This is a genomic window from Paenibacillus sp. PL2-23 (assembly GCF_040834005.1).
Lineage (GTDB): Bacteria > Bacillota > Bacilli > Paenibacillales > Paenibacillaceae > Pristimantibacillus.
Genome location: NZ_CP162129.1, coordinates 4,489,351 through 4,504,670, shown reverse-complemented (window position 1 = coordinate 4,504,670; position 15,320 = coordinate 4,489,351). Strand labels below are relative to the sequence as shown.

Here is a 15,320-nt window from a genome sequence, read left to right as displayed (position 1 = left end):
TCATAGTTGGAATCCACTATACTAATGCTAGAGATAACGAATAACATCCTAACAAGCAAAGGAATGTGATAGCATATGGCGAACATTGCCGCATTAAAGGAACGATTTGTACAGCAATATGGCGAAGGAGCGGCGGACATTGCGGTATTCCATGCGCCTGGCCGCGTCAATCTGATTGGCGAGCATACGGATTACAACGGAGGTTATGTATTCCCGGCAGCGCTGACGTTCGGCACCACGCTGCTTATCCGCAAGCGCGAGGACAGGGGGCTGGGCTTGGCTACCACGAACTTCCCGGCATCCAAGCTGCTGTCTATCGATTCCATCGTCTACGATGAAGCGGATGACTGGATGAACTATCCCAAGGGCATCGTGAACGAGCTGCTGGGCCAAGGCGTAGTGTTCGGCAGCGGCTATGATCTGCTGTACCATGGCGAAATTCCCAATGGCTCAGGCCTGTCCTCCTCGGCCTCCATCGAGGTTGTAACAGCGTACGCATTGCTGAATATGGAAGGGCTGCCGACGGATACGGTGAAGATCGCACTGCTCTCGCAGAAGTCAGAGAATGAATTCAACGGCGTCAAATGCGGCATTATGGACCAATTCGCGGTAGCGAACGGCAAGAAGGATCACGCGATTCTGCTCATGTGCGACACCCTGGAATATGAGCTCGTGCCCTTCCAGTCCGGCAGCTACAAGCTGGTCATCGGCAACACGAACAAGCGCAGAGGGCTGGTCGACTCCAAGTACAATGAGCGCCGCGCGCAATGCGAGGGGGCAGTGCAGGAGCTTCGTGCGGAGCATCCGGAGCTGGAGCTGCTGGGCCAGCTGAGCCTGGAGCAATTCAACGCGTCCAAGCATCTGATTAAGGATGAGACAGTGCGCAAGCGCGCGGAGCATGTCGTGGAAGAAATCGATCGGGTTCTGCAATCCATCACGGCCCTGAAGAGCAACGATCTGGAGAGCTTCGGAGCGCTGATGAACGCGTCCCATGATTCCTTGCGCGATTTGTACGAAGTCACAGGCGACGAGCTCGACGCTATGGTCGACGCGGCGCGCCGGGTGCCGGGTGTGCTGGGCTCCCGCATGACGGGCGCCGGCTTCGGCGGCTGCACGGTGTCTCTGGTCCATGAGGATAGCGTTGAACGCTTCAAGGAGGAAGTGGGACGCCATTATACGGAAGCGACAGGACTGCAAGCGGACTTCTATGTATGCAGCATCGGCAACGGCGTAGAACGGTTAAGCTGATAACATTTTATCTCGGAGTATAGGGAGGAGAATCAACATGGCGGTATTGGTAACAGGAGGGGCAGGGTATATCGGCTCACACACGGCGGCCGCGCTGCTGGAGCGCGGCGAGGAGATCGTAGTAGTCGACAATTTGCAGCAGGGACATCGGGACGCTCTTCTGGGCGGTAAGCTGTATGTCGGCGATCTGCGGGATGGCGAGTTTATGGATACGGTCTTCCGCGAAAATAACATCGACGCGGTCATTCACTTCGCGGCCAATTCGCTGGTCGGCGAAAGCATGAAGCTGCCTGGCAAATATTATCATAACAATGTATACGGCACGCTGTGCCTGCTGGAGAAGATGAACGAGCATGGCGTGAACCGGATCGTGTTCTCATCCACTGCCGCAACCTACGGCGAGCCGGAGAACGTGCCGATTGACGAATATGATCGAACACTGCCGACGAACGCTTATGGCGAGACAAAGCTGGCCATGGAGCAAATGATGAAGTGGTTCGACGTCGCGCACGGCATCAAATATATTTCGCTTCGCTACTTCAACGCCGCAGGCGCCCACGCCAGCGGACGCATCGGCGAGGATCATCGCCCGGAGACGCATCTCGTGCCTATCGTGCTGGAAGCCGCACTGGGCAAGCGTCCGCATATCTCCATCTTCGGGGATGACTACAATACGCCGGATGGCACGTGCATCCGTGACTACATTCATGTCAGCGATCTGGCAGACGCTCACGTCCTGGCCGTCGACCGTCTGCGCGGCGGGGCAGACAGCTCCATCTACAACCTGGGCAATGGCCAAGGCTTTTCCGTGAAGGAAGTTATCGAGATCGCCCGCGCGGTGACGGGCAAGGAGATTCCTGCCGTCATTGAGCCGCGCCGCTCAGGCGACCCGGCGGTGCTGGTGGCCTCCTCGGACCGCGCCCGCCAGGAGCTTGGCTGGAAGCCGAGCCGCAGCAAGCTGGAGGATATCATAAGAAGCGCATGGGCGTGGCATGTCGAGCATCCCAGCGGCTACGAGGACTAAGGAGTCCCAGCCAGATATCCCGTGAGAGGAGCAACAAGAGATGACTACAACGAATAAGCAGACGGCGCCTTCCGCTGAAGAAGCGCTGCTGAATATCGAAAGACTGGTGCAGTTCGGGAAGCAGCGCGGTCTGCTGCACGAGCTTGATGCCGCCGCGGGGCGGAACGCTTTGCTTGACTTGTTCCGCTTCACAGAGCCGGGCGCTCAGGCTGCCCCTGAGGAGGAGCTGGACAGCGCCGTTACGCTGCTGGAGCCGCTCCTCGATTACGGCTTCGCCATCGGACTCATCCCCGATAATACATTGACATATCGGGATTTGCTGGACGCGCGCATTATGGGCCTGCTGATGCCAAGACCGTCGGAGACGGCTGCGGATTTCCGCCGCAAGTCCCAAGGGGAGGGCGTGTCAGCCGCAACAGATGCCCTGTATCGCTTAAGCATAGACTGCAACTACATTCGTATGGACCGTATCGCCAAAAATCAAATCTGGCTTCATCCTACGCCGTATGGCAGCTTGGAGATGACCATCAATTTGTCCAAGCCGGAGAAGGATCCCAAGGAAATCGCGCTGCTCAAGACGCTGCCGCAGGCCCATTATCCCAAGTGCCTGCTCTGCGCGGATAATGTCGGCTACGCGGGCCGCGCGGATCATCCCGGCCGTCAGAACCTGCGCATTATTCCTCTGAAGCTGCGTGGTGAGGACTGGTTCTTCCAATATTCACCATATGTGTACTACAATGAGCATAGCATTGTGTTTAAAGCGGCCCATGAGCCAATGGTTGTGTCCCATGATTCCTTCGCGAGATTGCTGGATTTCGTAGAGCAGTTCCCGCATTACTTTATTGGCTCTAACGCCGACCTGCCCATTGTGGGCGGATCCATTCTCAGCCACGACCACTTCCAGGCGGGGCGGCATGTCTTCGCGATGGAGAAGGCGCCGATCGACGCGCTGTTCCGCGACGAGAAGCTGCCGGGCGTACAGTTCGGCATGGTAGACTGGCCTATGACCGTCCTGAGATTGAACGGCTCCTCCAAGTCGGATGTGCACGCGGCGGCATGCCGCATTCTCGATCTGTGGCGGGAATACAGCGACGAGACGGCAAACGTTCGGGCGTATACGGTGGGGGCGGACGGACAGCGGGTGCCTCACAATACGATTACGCCGATTGCTCGATTGCGGGATAACGGGCTCTATGAGCTGGATCTGGTGCTGCGCAATAACCGGACCAGCGAGGAGCATCCCGACGGCATCTTCCATCCGCACGCGCATCTGCACCACATCAAGAAAGAGAACATCGGCCTGATTGAGGTGATGGGCCTCGCGGTGCTCCCTGGCCGTCTCAAAGAGGAGCTCGAGAAGCTGTCGGCTTACTTGACCGGCGAAGCGGGAGAAAGCGTCCATGCGCTTCAGGATGCCGCTCATCCGCTTCATAAGCACGCGGAATGGGCAATAGAGCTTGTAGGCCGGCATGGCAGCGCCCATAGCTCGGAGCAAGCGCTGGACATATTGAGGGCTGAGACGGGAGACAAATTCCTGGATGTCCTGAAGGATGCCGGCGTGTTCAAGCGAACGGAGCAAGGCGCGCAAGCGTTCCGAGCCTTCCTTCAATCCGCGGGATTGACGCAGGTTTAACACCAATGATGAGCCTTTCCGATAATCGGAGAGGTTCTTTGTTGTATTCGTGAAAAAATTATGGTATTTTTTATTTAATAAATAGTGTATTTTGCATAATAATTTAATTAGTAACGACTGATTTTCACTATTGGAGGGGTTGAAATGCCGGAGAAAATGCTGCCGCTTGATGAATTTTTGCAGCTTAGCACGGAGGAGCAGGTTGAGAAGCTGAAGCGCTGGAAGATGGACTATACGCTGAAGGATATTCGGGAGGCTTGGAACTTCAAGCATTCCGCCCAATATTACATGCTGCTGAAGAAGCTTCGGATTTATGAGCGCGTCGTGAACAAGTCGGATAAATTTTATCCGGCCCAGGAGCAGCTGGCGCAGCGTCCCGGCATGATGGAGGATCGCGGATGGCGCGGCGGAAGCTCCTACGGCTCCAAGCTACCGTCGGATTCCTTCGACTATCAGCTGAATACGACGCTGAGCGGTCCCGAGCTCGCGGATAAGCTGGAGCGTCTGGCGCATTTCCTCAAGGGGGAGCGCAAGGACATTTCTATCAAGCTGTCCATCGAAGCGGTTGAGCCAGTTGCAGCAAGCGAAGAGGAAACAGAAGAGTAGGCCACGCTTGTAAAGCATTATAGCGGGCCATAGACAAGAAGAACCGGGATCGTTAAGTCGATCCCGGTTCTTCTGTTCAAACTTATTTTTTTCTAAGCTTGCCAAGCTCGGAGACGAGCGCTTCTACTTCGCTGATGCTGAATTTGTTCTTGGACTCCACCACATCATACAAATCCTTAATATCCTCGTATTGCTCTACGCTGAAATGGGAGGCCTGCATGGCCGCCCCGGAAGCCATCCGCAGCTTGGTTTTAATCGTTTCAATCATAAATTCCACATTCTCTTGGTTAGCGTGCTCCAGATTCATTCGGTTTTCTGCTCCTTTCTCGCCAGTTGCTGTGTTCCTGCCATTGTACCATGCGGGCTGCGAGGGTTGCCACAAATTGAAGGGAGGATCGGAATCCGGTACAATAAACAGACAGATAATCGGCGGCGTGAGGAAGAGGGATGACGGGGATGGCACAGCGAGCTTCAAAAAAACAAACAGGGGTCACGGAGAGCCAGGAGCTTCACACCCTTAACGGCCAAGGGGAGCTCGCGCAGTTCCTTATGCGTTCTGGAGCGGCGGTACCGAATTCCGGACGCCTGCTCTTTGTATGCATCGGCAGCGACCGCTCAACGGGAGACGCATATGGACCACTGGTGGGATCGCTGCTGAAGGAGCGCGGCTGGCCGCATGTCGTCGGCACGCTGGAGCAGCCATGCGACGCCCACGCAGTGGAGGCGGCCGTGCTGAAGGCCGCTGCGATGCGCGAGCAGGCCTGGTCGATTGTCGCGATTGACGCGTGCCTCGGCAAAGCTGCCTCTGTAGGGGGCTTTGTGGCGGCGCATGGGCCGCTGCTGCCGGGCTCGGCGATTGGCAGGCGGCTCCCTCCCGTTGGCGACGTGAGCATCAGAGGCGTCGTTAATTTATTTGGTCCCAAGGCATACGGCATGCTTCAGACCACCTCGCTGCATCTGGTGATGGAGATGGCGAAGCAGACAGCGGCCGCTATAGACGAAGCTTGGTTGGACAAGCCCCAAATGGGGTAAGTTGATACATATATGGAAACGGAGGGATACAGCATATGGCAAATCACGATTCTAACATCTTCACGACGCTCGCCCAGGAGGAAGTAACGCTGGATAATGGCGTTCGGCTAGCCTATTATGATTCCAAGGAGTCGCATGGCTTGGATACGGCTCTTGTCCTGCTGCATGGCTACTGCGGCAGCTCTGCTTATTGGGAGAAGGTGGTAGACGAGCTTGCGGCGTCTATCCGCATTATCGCGCCCGATGCCAGAGGGCATGGCGACAGCAGCTCGCCGGACGAAGAGACGTATACGATGGAGCTGTTCGCGGAGGACCTGGCGGGCCTGTTTAACGCGATTGGGGTTCGGCGCGCGGTGCTGCTCGGTCACTCCCTTGGCGGCTATATCACGCTTGCATTCGCTGAACGGCATTCCGAGAAGCTCGCCGCCTTCGGTCTCATTCATTCCACTTCATTGCCTGACGGAGAGGCGGCGAAGGCGAACCGGGACAAGGCGATTGAGGCAATCGAAAGCGAGGGCGTGAGGGCCTTTGTAGACGGTCTTATACCGAAGCTGTTCGCGCAGGACCGGCTGGACGATATGGGGCCGGAGCTTGCCCGCTGCAAGGAAATCGGCTACGCGACGTCAAAGCACGGAGCGATCGCGACCGCGAGGGGAATGAAGTCCAGGCCGCATCGGGGGAGCGTCATTGAAGCGTCGAAGCTGCCCGTGCTGCTTGTATCCGGCGCGCAGGATGGACTCATCCCGGCATCCAGCACGTTCGCCGCAACTGGTGCGGATACGAGGAAGGTGGAGCTTGAACAAGCCGGCCACATGAGCATGCAGGAATGCTCCGCTCAGCTGGCGGAGGAGCTCGCTTCCTTCATACGCTCGATCTGACCGTACGGCTGAAATGAATGATGAAGAAGATGTGGGGAAGCGTAACGAAGGAGTGACCATAGCAGGCATGACGGAACAATGGCAAAAGGAATTAGTAGAGTGGATGGGCAGCGGGAAGCTGCTTCAGGCGACGCTGAGCTCACTCCGCTCGAAGTCGGGCGAGCAGCCCTCGAAGACAGTGGTGCGCCCGGTGAAGCTGAAGGAAGGGCTGCGATACCAGTTCGAATCACATTTTGCAAAGAAGGTGACGCATCTTAATCTGGAGGAGGCCGAGGCTGCCGAGCGGCTGCTGGATCTGCTGGCGTCTACCTACCGACAGGCGCTGGTGAAGCTTGTGGATTGGGATGTGCAAATACTATTGAACAGCAAGGGTAAGGCGACTATGCGCAAGCAGCCTGCCACGGGCAAGGCTCGCGAGCCGCTTCTGGAGCATAATCGTCCCAAAAATCGTATCCTGGAGGAGGGAAAGCCCGCTCCCTTCCTCGTCGAGCTGGGCATTATGACGCCTGAGGGACGTGTGCATGCGAAGAAGCAGGACAAGTATCGGCAGATCAACCGATTCCTGGAGATGGTATCCGATGTGCTGGACGCACTCCCAAGGGATCGCGAGCTGAAGATTGTCGACTTCGGCTGCGGGAAATCCTATCTGACGTTTGCTCTATATCACTTCCTGGCGGTTGAGCAGGGCAGGGACATCTCGGTGGTCGGATTGGATCTGAAGGAGGATGTCATCGCTTTCTGCTCGGCGCTCGCGGGGAAGCTCGGCTATGATAAGCTCCGCTTCCTTGTTGGCGATATCGGGCAATACGAGGGACAGCAGTCGGCCGACATGGTGGTAACGCTCCACGCCTGCGATACAGCCACGGACGCCGCGCTTGCCAAGGCTGTGGGCTGGGGGGCGTCGGTCATTATGTCGGTGCCGTGCTGCCAGCACGAGGCGTTCCGGCAGATTGAGAACGATGTGATGGCTCCGCTGCTGACGCAGGGGCTGCTGAAGGAGCGCTTCGCCGCTTTGGCGACAGACGCAATCAGGGGCAATCTGCTGGAGGTTCTGGGGTACAAGGTGCAGATGCTGGAGTTTGTGGACCCGGAGCATACGCCCAAAAACCTGCTGATTCGAGCTGTCGCGTCCGGGCAAAAAGCACTACCGGCTTCCAAGTGGAAGCAGTACGAAAGTTTCAGAGATTTCCTAAGCCTGTCACCAGCACTGGAGTCGATGATTGCCGAGCGTCTGCCCAAAGCCTCTGAGCCAATCTCATAATCTGCAAAAATAGCTAATTGTCGATCGGAATAACATTTGATACAATGGAAGAAGATGGCTGTCAAATGGATGGGTGAACCGAATTGGAATGGATGATTTGGCTCGACTTTAGTATGTTTTTAGTGCTGCTGGGCCTGTTTTTGTATGTATTTGCCTCCAGCACGGTTACGGTCTTGCATCGCATTTACATTTTTTTGCATGTCGTATTTATGCTATGGCCACTGTTCCAATTCGCCTCGCAGACTGCTTTTGAAATCAAGTATAGGTTATTCTACCTATCAGCATCGTATATTGGTCTGTCGTTGCTTGGCATCGGGTGGTTTGCTTTTATTCTGTTCCTGACGGGGCAATATTACGTCATTCGCAAGAGTCGGCTTATCCTCTTCTCGCTGCCTGCGCTCGTATCGGTTGCAGTCGTCGTATGGAATCCTGATGGGCGTTTTCTGTCCATTAATACTGCTTTGGAGCCGCTAAAGCAGCTGCAGCATGGCTCGCTTTATTGGGTGATGATCGGTCAGCTTGTTTTATATTTGTCGGTATCGCTTATCATCCTGCTCTACAAGCTGGGCAGGAAGGATGATTCAGCCCGCCAGCGGAAGATGGTTCGTACGGCGCTTAACGGCGTTTTTGTGCTTTCGTTTTTTGCCATTGTGGACTTTGTCATCAACGTCGCATTTGTTGAATGGCTTTCCCGGTATATCCCTATTATTTCCGTAGGCATGACCGTAACCGCGATTTATATTGTACACGCTATCAGCCGGAACAAGGTATTCGACATTATTCAGATCGTGCAGAAGGATATTATGAATACCATGTCGATGGGCATTATCGTCATGGATGAGAATGGCATGATTATCGAGCTTAACAAGGTGATTAAGCCGTTCATCCGCTCCCGTATTGGGGATGCCTTCAGCGCGGATGCGATGATTAACCAGTTCAAGGGGGAGACGAAGAGACAGCTTCAGCATTTTTTTGACGCGCAGCGTTTTCAGCCTCTGGAGAGGCATGAGGTGGAGCTGTCGATGGACATGAATCAAGTTCGCCATGTCATTGTGCAGTCGGCTCCTATTCTGAATCAGAAGAAGCGCGTGGTAGGCCGTGTTCTTACGATTCAGGATGTAACGGAGCTCCGAATGCTTGTCGAGGAGACGAATAGGCAGAATGAGCTGCTGCAGGAGCGCAATCGCGAGCTGCTTATGATGCAGGACGAGCTGTACCAGGCGAACAAGAAGCTGGAGCATATGGCCATTACGGATGGCCTCACCGGCTGCTATAACCGGCGTTATCTGCTGGGGCAGATGGAAGCTGAGGTTATCAATAATATTAAATACGGTATTCCGTTCTCTATCTTCTTGTTTGATCTGGACTACTTCAAGCAAATTAATGACCGATATGGCCATATCGTCGGCGATGAGGTGCTCTGCAGCACGGTTGAGGCCGTGAAGGGCGCCCTGAGGCTGACCGATGTGCTGGCCAGGTTCGGCGGGGAGGAATTCACCGTATATCTCCCCCATACGAATCGCGAGCAGGCGGACGCCATCGCCGAACGGGTCAAGGAAGCGGTTGAGAAGAACCATGTCTCGACAGGCGTGAACGGCATACCGGTCAGTGTGACCATCAGCATGGGGGTCATCTCGATCGAGCAATTCAATGCCAGCGCGCTTGATAACCCGAAGGCCTTCCTGCGCGAGCTGATGACCCAAGCGGACGCGGCCCTGTACGAGGCTAAGTTCAGCGGGCGCAACCGTATCGTCAAGCGAAAGCACGCTTAGCTTGTTCGAAGCCGTATGTCATACTGCAGACCCCGAATTCCCTTCGCGCTCGAAGACAGGAATCGGGGTTATTGTATGTTCTTGCAAAGCGACATGGTCAGAATGACAGATGTCTGTTAAGATAAGAAATACCTGACCGACCGCAGGGATGATCAGGAAGGTTCAAAGGCGGGGGCAATCGGATGAGAAGAGTTCAACTGGACATGGTCAAGCCTGGAGACAAGGTTGCAAGACCCGTCTTCCAAGAGAATGGCAACGTGCTTCTTGGCGAAGGCATTGAATTAAACGACCGGTACATTAATCGCCTGCGCAGTCTCGGCATCGATATGCTGTACATTGAGGACGGCATCACGTCCGACATCGTTCCCGAGGAGACGATTCGGGACGAGACGCGGTCGCAGGCTGTCAATATGATTTATAAGACGATGAACTCGTTCAAGGACGAGAAGATCGCTAAAGGCAAGACGATCGCTCCGGATATGGGACGGAACTTCAGGGCGGTATTCGGCAGCATTATGCAGGATCTGGCGACGAGGCCGAATATGCTTGTGAACCTGTCGAGCATCCATTCTATGGATGCGTATTCATTCCAGCACGCGTTCAACGTTGCGGTGCTGGCCGGCATTATGGGCATCGCGAAGGGCTTTAACCGCAATCAGCTCGAAGAGCTTGGCATTGGCGCGCTGCTCTTCGATATTGGCATGACCAAGCTGCCTCCGGCATTGTTAAGCAAGACGGGACCTCTGTCGGAGGAGGAGAGGCGGCTTCTGCTGACGCATCCCAATGAGGGCTTCGATATATTGCGCAAGCATCACGACATATCCATTGTATCCGCCCATTGCGCGCTGCAGCATCATGAGCGCTTCGATGGCTCGGGATATCCTCGCGGCCTTAGCAAGGACGATATTCATATGTATGGACAGATTGTCGGCCTCGCCGACACGTATGACGCGTTGGTATCGCCAAGGCCGTATCGCAAGCGGTATACAACCAGCGAGGCGGTCGAGTTTCTGTTCGCGGCGGGCGGCACCTATTTCGATCTGGACTTGATTAGACTGTTCTGCAAGCATATATCGGTGTATCCAATCGCGACTACGCTGCTGCTGAGCACGGGCCAGGAGGTTGTCGTTTCGCACAATAATGATCTCGCCGTGCATCGTCCACGCGTGCGCGTCATCGCAGAGGCGGACGGCAAGCCGCCAAAAACGCCTTATGAGATTGAATTAAAAAATGAAATGCACATCACGATTATTAAAGAGCTATAGCAGCGGCTTCTGCCGCGCAGCAACCAAGCCTCTTGCGTCCCGCTCGGCTGACGGGACGGCGGAGGCTTGTCTGTTGTGTCCGGGAAGCTTTGAATGTCGATAGGTTTAAGGTAAAATGGGAGAAATAGCTTCAAGGATAGGAGAAGGGAACGTTGGACGAATTCGCAAGCATCCGTCATTGGACGGCCGATCGGCAATCTAGGGAATGGCAGCAGTCGCGCGGAGTGGCGCTCGGCATCGGAGACGACGCGGCAGTTGTGCGGCTTGCCCCCGCCGATTATGGATTGAATGGCGAAGGCAGTCTGCTCCTTGCCGTTGACACGATGGTGGAAACGGTCCACTTCGCTTCCGGAACGATGAACGACGAGGACGTCGGGTACAAGGCGCTCGCCGCCAATGTCAGCGACATTGCGGCTATGGGCGGCGTGCCGCTTCATGCCGTTGTATCGGTCAGTGTGCCGGCATCCTATAATCCGGAGCGAATGCTGCGTGTGTACGACGGCTTGTACGCCTGTGCCGAGCGGTATGGCGTTGCAGTCATAGGCGGCGATACGACCTCGGCGCCCACCCACATGGTCATCAGCGTGACGCTTACGGGGATGGTGGAGACGGGCAAGGAGCTTCGGCGCTCAGGCGCGCGAGCTGGCGACGCGGTATTCGTAACGGGCCCGCTCGGCATGTCTGCAGCCGGCTTGCATCTGCTGCTGCGCGAGGACGGCAGAGCTGCCGATTGGGAGGCGCTGGCGGCCGCTCATCGACGGCCTAAGCCTTCGGTGCTGGCCGGCCGTCTGCTGCTGGACTCAGGCGCATGCAGCAGCCTGAACGATGTCAGCGACGGCCTGGCGAGCGAGGCGTGGGAGCTGGCGGAGGCGTCAGGCGTGCGGATTGTATTGGAGGAACGCTTGCTGCCGGTGAGCGGTACTCTTGCCGCTTATGCTGCCAGAAGCGGTATTCAGCCGCTGGATTGGATGTTGTACGGAGGCGAGGACTATGTTCTTGTCGGAACGGTTGACAGTGCGCGAGCGGAAGCCATTCAGGCTGCGTTCCATGAACGAGGCCTGCCGTTCTATCTAATCGGGTTTGTAGAGGAAGGCGCTCCGGACGTGCAGCTGATCAGGGTGCAGCGGAGCGGCTCTCGCGGTGCGAATGCTGGCTTGCCCCTGAGAAGGGCGGTCGAGAAGCGGGGCTATAATCATTTTGACAAATGAACGGGTGAAGAAGATGGAGCATGGAGCAAGCTCGCAGGCGGTATGGGAAGTGAAGGAGCTTCAAGAGACGATAGGGCTGGCTGCCCGAGTAGCGGCCAAAGCCTTCCCCGGTGCCGTCATCGCGCTGGACGGCGATCTGGGCGCAGGGAAAACGACGTTCTCGCAAGCGTTCGCCGCCGCAATTGGCGTCAAAGGCATTGTGAACAGTCCGACCTTCACGATTATTAAGGAGTATAGCGGCGAGAAGCTGCCTCTCTATCATATGGATGTGTATCGACTGTCGCCGGAGGAGGCCGATGATCTAGGGCTGGATGATTACTTCTACGGAGAAGGCGTGACCCTCGTCGAATGGGCGAGTCTCATCGAGGAATTGCTGCCTCCCAATCGGCTGGAGCTATATATCGAGCATCTGGGCGGCGAGGCGCGGGCCATTAGGTTGACGGGGGTAGGCGAGCCTTACGCTGCTTGGTGCAGAGAATGGAACAAGATGGGAGCGACGGAACAGAATGAGGTATAACGGAACGGTGCTTGCGCTCGATACGTCGACGGCTGCGATGTCTGCGGCGGTGCTGCGAGGGGGCGAGGTGCTGGCGGAGATCGAATCCATCGCGGAACGCAATCATTCCGTGCATGTGATTACACATGTGCAAGCGATGCTGAAGCAAGCGAGTGTCGGCAGAGATGAGCTGGACGCGATTGTTGTAGGGAGCGGCCCCGGCTCGTATACGGGCATGCGCATAGCTGTAACGGCGGCCAAGACGCTGGCCTGGGTATGGGAGAAGCCGCTGGTGGGCATCTCCAGTCTGGAAGCGATCGCTTACGGCGCGCTGCATGAAGGAATCGGCGCGAAGGAAGGCGAGCTGTTCAATAAGCTGACTGGCGCGCATTGGGTCATTCCCGTCATGGATGCGCGAAGAGGTCAAGTCTACGGCGCTGCGTTCAAGGGGAGCATAGGAGCAGGCTGGTGTCGATTCAGGGAAGACGGCGTACGCATCATGCTGGATTGGGTGGACGATATTGTCCGTGAGGCGAAGGAGCTTCAGGGCGAGGAACGCCCTGTCATATGGCTGACGGGGGACCCCTCTCTGCACGGCGAAGCGGCAGGGAAGCTGCAGACTGCCGGAGAGGCGGCAGGCATCGCGGTGCATGTGCTGCCCCATGTGCTCAAGGGGCGGTTCCTGGCTCAGCTGGGCATGCGCCAGCTGTCTGCCGGTTTGACGGAGAACGTTCATACGTTCGCTCCGAATTATACGCAGCTGACGGAAGCGGAAGTGAAGCTTGAAGCCAGACAAGCCGGCGGTGAGCAGCAATGAGCATGGATACGGATAAGCTCATTTATCGGACGATGACCAAGGAGGACATTCCGGCTATATTGGCCATTGAGCAGGAAGCCTTCACCAGCCCGTGGACGGAGGACGCGTTCCTGAACGAGCTTACGAACAATATGTTCGCGCGCTACCTGGTTATGGAGGACAGTGGAAGTGTCCTTGGCTACGGAGGGATGTGGGTCATTATGGATGAAGCCCATATTACGAATATTGCCATTCGCGCGGATATGCGTGGGAAAGGGCTTGGGAACAGGCTGCTGGACCAGCTGCAGCGGACGGCTGTTTTTTTTGGCGCGGCTCGTATGACGCTGGAGGTTCGAGTCTCCAACATGACGGCTCAGCGTCTATATCAGAAATATGGCTTCGAGCCGGCGGGCATACGTCCCCAATATTATTCCGACAATCAGGAGGACGCGCTGATCATGTGGGCAGAGCTGGATCAAACCGGTTTGAAGGGGGGAGAAGAGGAATGACGATCGACAAAGAGACGGCGCAGGCGCACACGACGGCAGCAGACGAGAGGAGCTTCGACGATGCCTTAATTCTGGCCATCGAAACAAGCTGCGACGAGACGTCCGCAGCCGTCATCCAAGGCGGCAAGAGGATTCTGTCGAATGTCGTATCGAGCCAGATCGACGTTCATGTCCGCTTCGGCGGCGTCGTACCGGAGATTGCGTCCCGCAAGCATGTGGAGACCATTACGCTTATTATGGAGCAGGCCGTTCGTGAAGCGGGCTGTTCCATGCGAGAGCTGTCGGCCATCGCCGTCACACAGGGACCGGGTCTTGTTGGCGCGCTGCTGGTTGGCATTGTGGCGGCAAAAAGCCTGGCGATGGCTCTTGATATCCCGCTCATCGGCACACATCATATTGCGGGTCATATCTACGCGAATGCATTGGTGCATGAGCTGCGTTATCCTTGCATGGCGCTTGTTGTCTCCGGCGGCCATACGGAGCTGGTGCTGCTGGAGAGCGAAGGGCGATTCCAGGTCGTCGGCCGTACGCGCGACGACGCGGTGGGCGAGGCTTATGACAAGGTAGCGCGGGCGTTGAAGCTGCCTTATCCCGGTGGACCACATATCGACAAGCTTGCCTCTCAGGCGGGCCATGCAATGGAGCTTCCAAGAGCATGGCTGGAGCAAGGCAGCTACGATTTCAGCTTCAGCGGCTTGAAATCGGCTGTGCTGGCAGCCATTAATCAGACGCGCATGAAAGGTCTGCCGCTGGATGAGGCGGCGCTGGCAAGAGGCTTCCAGGAGTCCGTTATTGACGTGCTGGTCGTGAAAGCGCTCCGCGCGGTTCGCGAATACGATGCCCGTCAGCTGCTTCTCTGTGGCGGTGTCGCCGCTAATCGCGGCCTGCGAGCAGCGCTTGCGGCTCGGTGTGACGAAGAGGGAATTGAGCTACTCATTCCTCCGGGCAATCTATGTACGGATAATGCCGCCATGATCGGAGCAGCTGCCCATCTGAAGCTGAAGCGGTCGCAATGGACGGAGCTCGATATGAAGGCAGATCCCGCGCTGCCGCTTGAGAGCTGGTCGGTAACCGCATGCGGCACCGTGCCATGCTGATTGGCGATTGGATAATTAGGCTAATTAGAATAGAATTCAGAATTGACAGACAATAATGGATGGCCTATAATAAGCAGCAATACTTCGAAACGTATATCGACGAAACGCTGGGAACAGGAATAGTAAAGCCAATTGGGTCTTTCAGAGAGTCGCGGGCTGGTGGAACGCGGACGAAGATTGGTTTGAAGCTCGCCTGGGAGCGGAGCTGTGGAGAAGCCGAGTGGCGCAATAGGCCAGGCTTGTGTACATGGCTACGGTTAACCTCCGTGAAGAGGTGCATGGGATGAGGCCGCTTGGGCAGTCCCGTGCTTAAGGTGGGCACGCTGGCATCTTCGATTGCGGATGAAGGCGAGTCAACAAGGGTGGTACCGCGCGGGTCATTATAGCCTGTCGTCTCTTGCATAAGGAGACGACGGGCTTTTCTTGTTGTCTGGTTTGAAGTAAATAGGGAAACGCGAGGAACAGGAGCAGTAAAGCGATAGCCGGACTCGGCGA

Annotated in this window: 15 protein-coding genes and 1 other annotated feature (1 of these 16 running past the window's edge); of the genes, 14 read left to right on the top strand and 1 reads right to left on the bottom strand. The window is 56.3% G+C overall.

Annotated elements, in window-relative coordinates:
• Positions 1–75 precede the first annotated feature (75 nt).
• The 4 genes from AB1S56_RS20050 to AB1S56_RS20035 all read left to right on the top strand — a co-directional run bounded on the left by AB1S56_RS20050 (position 76) and on the right by AB1S56_RS20035 (position 4,511).
• Positions 76–1,248 carry a galactokinase gene (locus AB1S56_RS20050; RefSeq protein WP_340868938.1) on the top strand — a complete coding sequence of 391 codons (1,173 nt, stop codon included), beginning with the start codon at positions 76–78 and terminating at the stop codon, positions 1,246–1,248.
• Positions 1,249–1,285: 37 nt separating this feature from the next.
• Positions 1,286–2,272, top strand: coding sequence for a UDP-glucose 4-epimerase GalE (galE, locus tag AB1S56_RS20045; RefSeq protein WP_340868939.1), 987 nt, complete (start codon positions 1,286–1,288; stop codon positions 2,270–2,272).
• Between the two features lie 40 nt (positions 2,273–2,312).
• Positions 2,313–3,905 carry a UDP-glucose--hexose-1-phosphate uridylyltransferase gene (locus AB1S56_RS20040; protein ID WP_340868940.1) on the top strand — a complete coding sequence of 531 codons (1,593 nt, stop codon included), beginning with the start codon at positions 2,313–2,315 and terminating at the stop codon, positions 3,903–3,905.
• A 144-nt stretch (positions 3,906–4,049) separates the two neighbouring features.
• Positions 4,050–4,511 (top strand): hypothetical protein, encoded by a 462-nt coding sequence (locus tag AB1S56_RS20035; RefSeq protein ID WP_340868941.1) that lies wholly within the window; start codon positions 4,050–4,052, stop codon positions 4,509–4,511.
• Between the two features lie 82 nt (positions 4,512–4,593).
• Here AB1S56_RS20035 and AB1S56_RS20030 read toward each other — a convergent pair whose 3' ends face one another.
• Positions 4,594–4,818, bottom strand: a complete 225-nt coding sequence (locus AB1S56_RS20030) for a DUF1128 domain-containing protein (RefSeq protein ID WP_340868943.1) — start codon at positions 4,816–4,818, stop codon at positions 4,594–4,596.
• Positions 4,819–4,967: 149 nt separating this feature from the next.
• On the opposite strand from AB1S56_RS20030, the gene yyaC reads away from it, so the two are divergent.
• From yyaC to tsaD, 10 genes are all read left to right on the top strand, one after another.
• Positions 4,968–5,543: a spore protease YyaC gene (yyaC, locus tag AB1S56_RS20025; protein WP_340868944.1), complete on the top strand. Its 576-nt coding sequence runs from the start codon at positions 4,968–4,970 to the stop codon at positions 5,541–5,543.
• A 35-nt stretch (positions 5,544–5,578) separates the two neighbouring features.
• Positions 5,579–6,421, top strand: a complete 843-nt coding sequence (locus AB1S56_RS20020; RefSeq protein WP_340868945.1) for an alpha/beta hydrolase — start codon at positions 5,579–5,581, stop codon at positions 6,419–6,421.
• A 67-nt stretch (positions 6,422–6,488) separates the two neighbouring features.
• Positions 6,489–7,682 (top strand): SAM-dependent methyltransferase, encoded by a 1,194-nt coding sequence (locus tag AB1S56_RS20015; RefSeq protein ID WP_340868947.1) that lies wholly within the window; start codon positions 6,489–6,491, stop codon positions 7,680–7,682.
• A gap of 92 nt (positions 7,683–7,774) precedes the next feature.
• On the top strand, positions 7,775–9,454 hold the full coding sequence (locus AB1S56_RS20010; RefSeq protein WP_340869153.1) for a diguanylate cyclase: 1,680 nt from the start codon (positions 7,775–7,777) through the stop codon (positions 9,452–9,454).
• Positions 9,455–9,636: 182 nt separating this feature from the next.
• Positions 9,637–10,719 (top strand): HD domain-containing phosphohydrolase, encoded by a 1,083-nt coding sequence (locus AB1S56_RS20005; RefSeq protein ID WP_340868948.1) that lies wholly within the window; start codon positions 9,637–9,639, stop codon positions 10,717–10,719.
• A gap of 152 nt (positions 10,720–10,871) precedes the next feature.
• Positions 10,872–11,927: a thiamine-phosphate kinase gene (gene thiL / locus AB1S56_RS20000; protein ID WP_340868950.1), complete on the top strand. Its 1,056-nt coding sequence runs from the start codon at positions 10,872–10,874 to the stop codon at positions 11,925–11,927.
• 13 nt (positions 11,928–11,940) lie between these two features.
• Positions 11,941–12,444: a tRNA (adenosine(37)-N6)-threonylcarbamoyltransferase complex ATPase subunit type 1 TsaE gene (gene tsaE / locus AB1S56_RS19995; protein WP_340869154.1), complete on the top strand. Its 504-nt coding sequence runs from the start codon at positions 11,941–11,943 to the stop codon at positions 12,442–12,444.
• Positions 12,434–13,240 (top strand): tRNA (adenosine(37)-N6)-threonylcarbamoyltransferase complex dimerization subunit type 1 TsaB, encoded by an 807-nt coding sequence (gene tsaB / locus AB1S56_RS19990; protein WP_340868952.1) that lies wholly within the window; start codon positions 12,434–12,436, stop codon positions 13,238–13,240. Before tsaE ends, tsaB begins: the two co-directional genes overlap by 11 nt.
• Positions 13,241–13,242: 2 nt before the next feature.
• Complete coding sequence (rimI, locus tag AB1S56_RS19985; RefSeq protein ID WP_340869155.1) at positions 13,243–13,728, top strand: ribosomal protein S18-alanine N-acetyltransferase; 486 nt, start codon at positions 13,243–13,245, stop codon at positions 13,726–13,728.
• A complete protein-coding gene (tsaD, locus tag AB1S56_RS19980) occupies positions 13,725–14,825 on the top strand; it encodes a tRNA (adenosine(37)-N6)-threonylcarbamoyltransferase complex transferase subunit TsaD (RefSeq protein WP_340868954.1) in 1,101 nt (366 codons plus the stop codon). The genes rimI and tsaD overlap by 4 nt, the downstream gene beginning before the upstream one ends.
• A 448-nt stretch (positions 14,826–15,273) precedes the next feature.
• Positions 15,274–15,320, top strand: a binding site (T-box leader); it runs 267 nt beyond the window's last position.

Bases quoted from the DNA above. Each gene is read 5' to 3' on its own strand.
- AB1S56_RS20050 (WP_340868938.1), top strand. From the start codon at position 76: ATGGCGAACATTGCCGCATTAAAGGAACGATTTGTACAGCAATATGGC.
- galE (WP_340868939.1), top strand. From the start codon at position 1,286: ATGGCGGTATTGGTAACAGGAGGGGCAGGGTATATCGGCTCACACACG.
- AB1S56_RS20040 (WP_340868940.1), top strand. From the start codon at position 2,313: ATGACTACAACGAATAAGCAGACGGCGCCTTCCGCTGAAGAAGCGCTG.
- AB1S56_RS20035 (WP_340868941.1), top strand. From the start codon at position 4,050: ATGCCGGAGAAAATGCTGCCGCTTGATGAATTTTTGCAGCTTAGCACG.
- AB1S56_RS20030 (WP_340868943.1), bottom strand. From the start codon at position 4,818: ATGAATCTGGAGCACGCTAACCAAGAGAATGTGGAATTTATGATTGAA.
- yyaC (WP_340868944.1), top strand. From the start codon at position 4,968: ATGGCACAGCGAGCTTCAAAAAAACAAACAGGGGTCACGGAGAGCCAG.
- AB1S56_RS20020 (WP_340868945.1), top strand. From the start codon at position 5,579: ATGGCAAATCACGATTCTAACATCTTCACGACGCTCGCCCAGGAGGAA.
- AB1S56_RS20015 (WP_340868947.1), top strand. From the start codon at position 6,489: ATGACGGAACAATGGCAAAAGGAATTAGTAGAGTGGATGGGCAGCGGG.
- AB1S56_RS20010 (WP_340869153.1), top strand. From the start codon at position 7,775: ATGATTTGGCTCGACTTTAGTATGTTTTTAGTGCTGCTGGGCCTGTTT.
- AB1S56_RS20005 (WP_340868948.1), top strand. From the start codon at position 9,637: ATGAGAAGAGTTCAACTGGACATGGTCAAGCCTGGAGACAAGGTTGCA.
- tsaE (WP_340869154.1), top strand. From the start codon at position 11,941: ATGGAGCATGGAGCAAGCTCGCAGGCGGTATGGGAAGTGAAGGAGCTT.
- tsaB (WP_340868952.1), top strand. From the start codon at position 12,434: ATGAGGTATAACGGAACGGTGCTTGCGCTCGATACGTCGACGGCTGCG.
- rimI (WP_340869155.1), top strand. From the start codon at position 13,243: ATGGATACGGATAAGCTCATTTATCGGACGATGACCAAGGAGGACATT.
- tsaD (WP_340868954.1), top strand. From the start codon at position 13,725: ATGACGATCGACAAAGAGACGGCGCAGGCGCACACGACGGCAGCAGAC.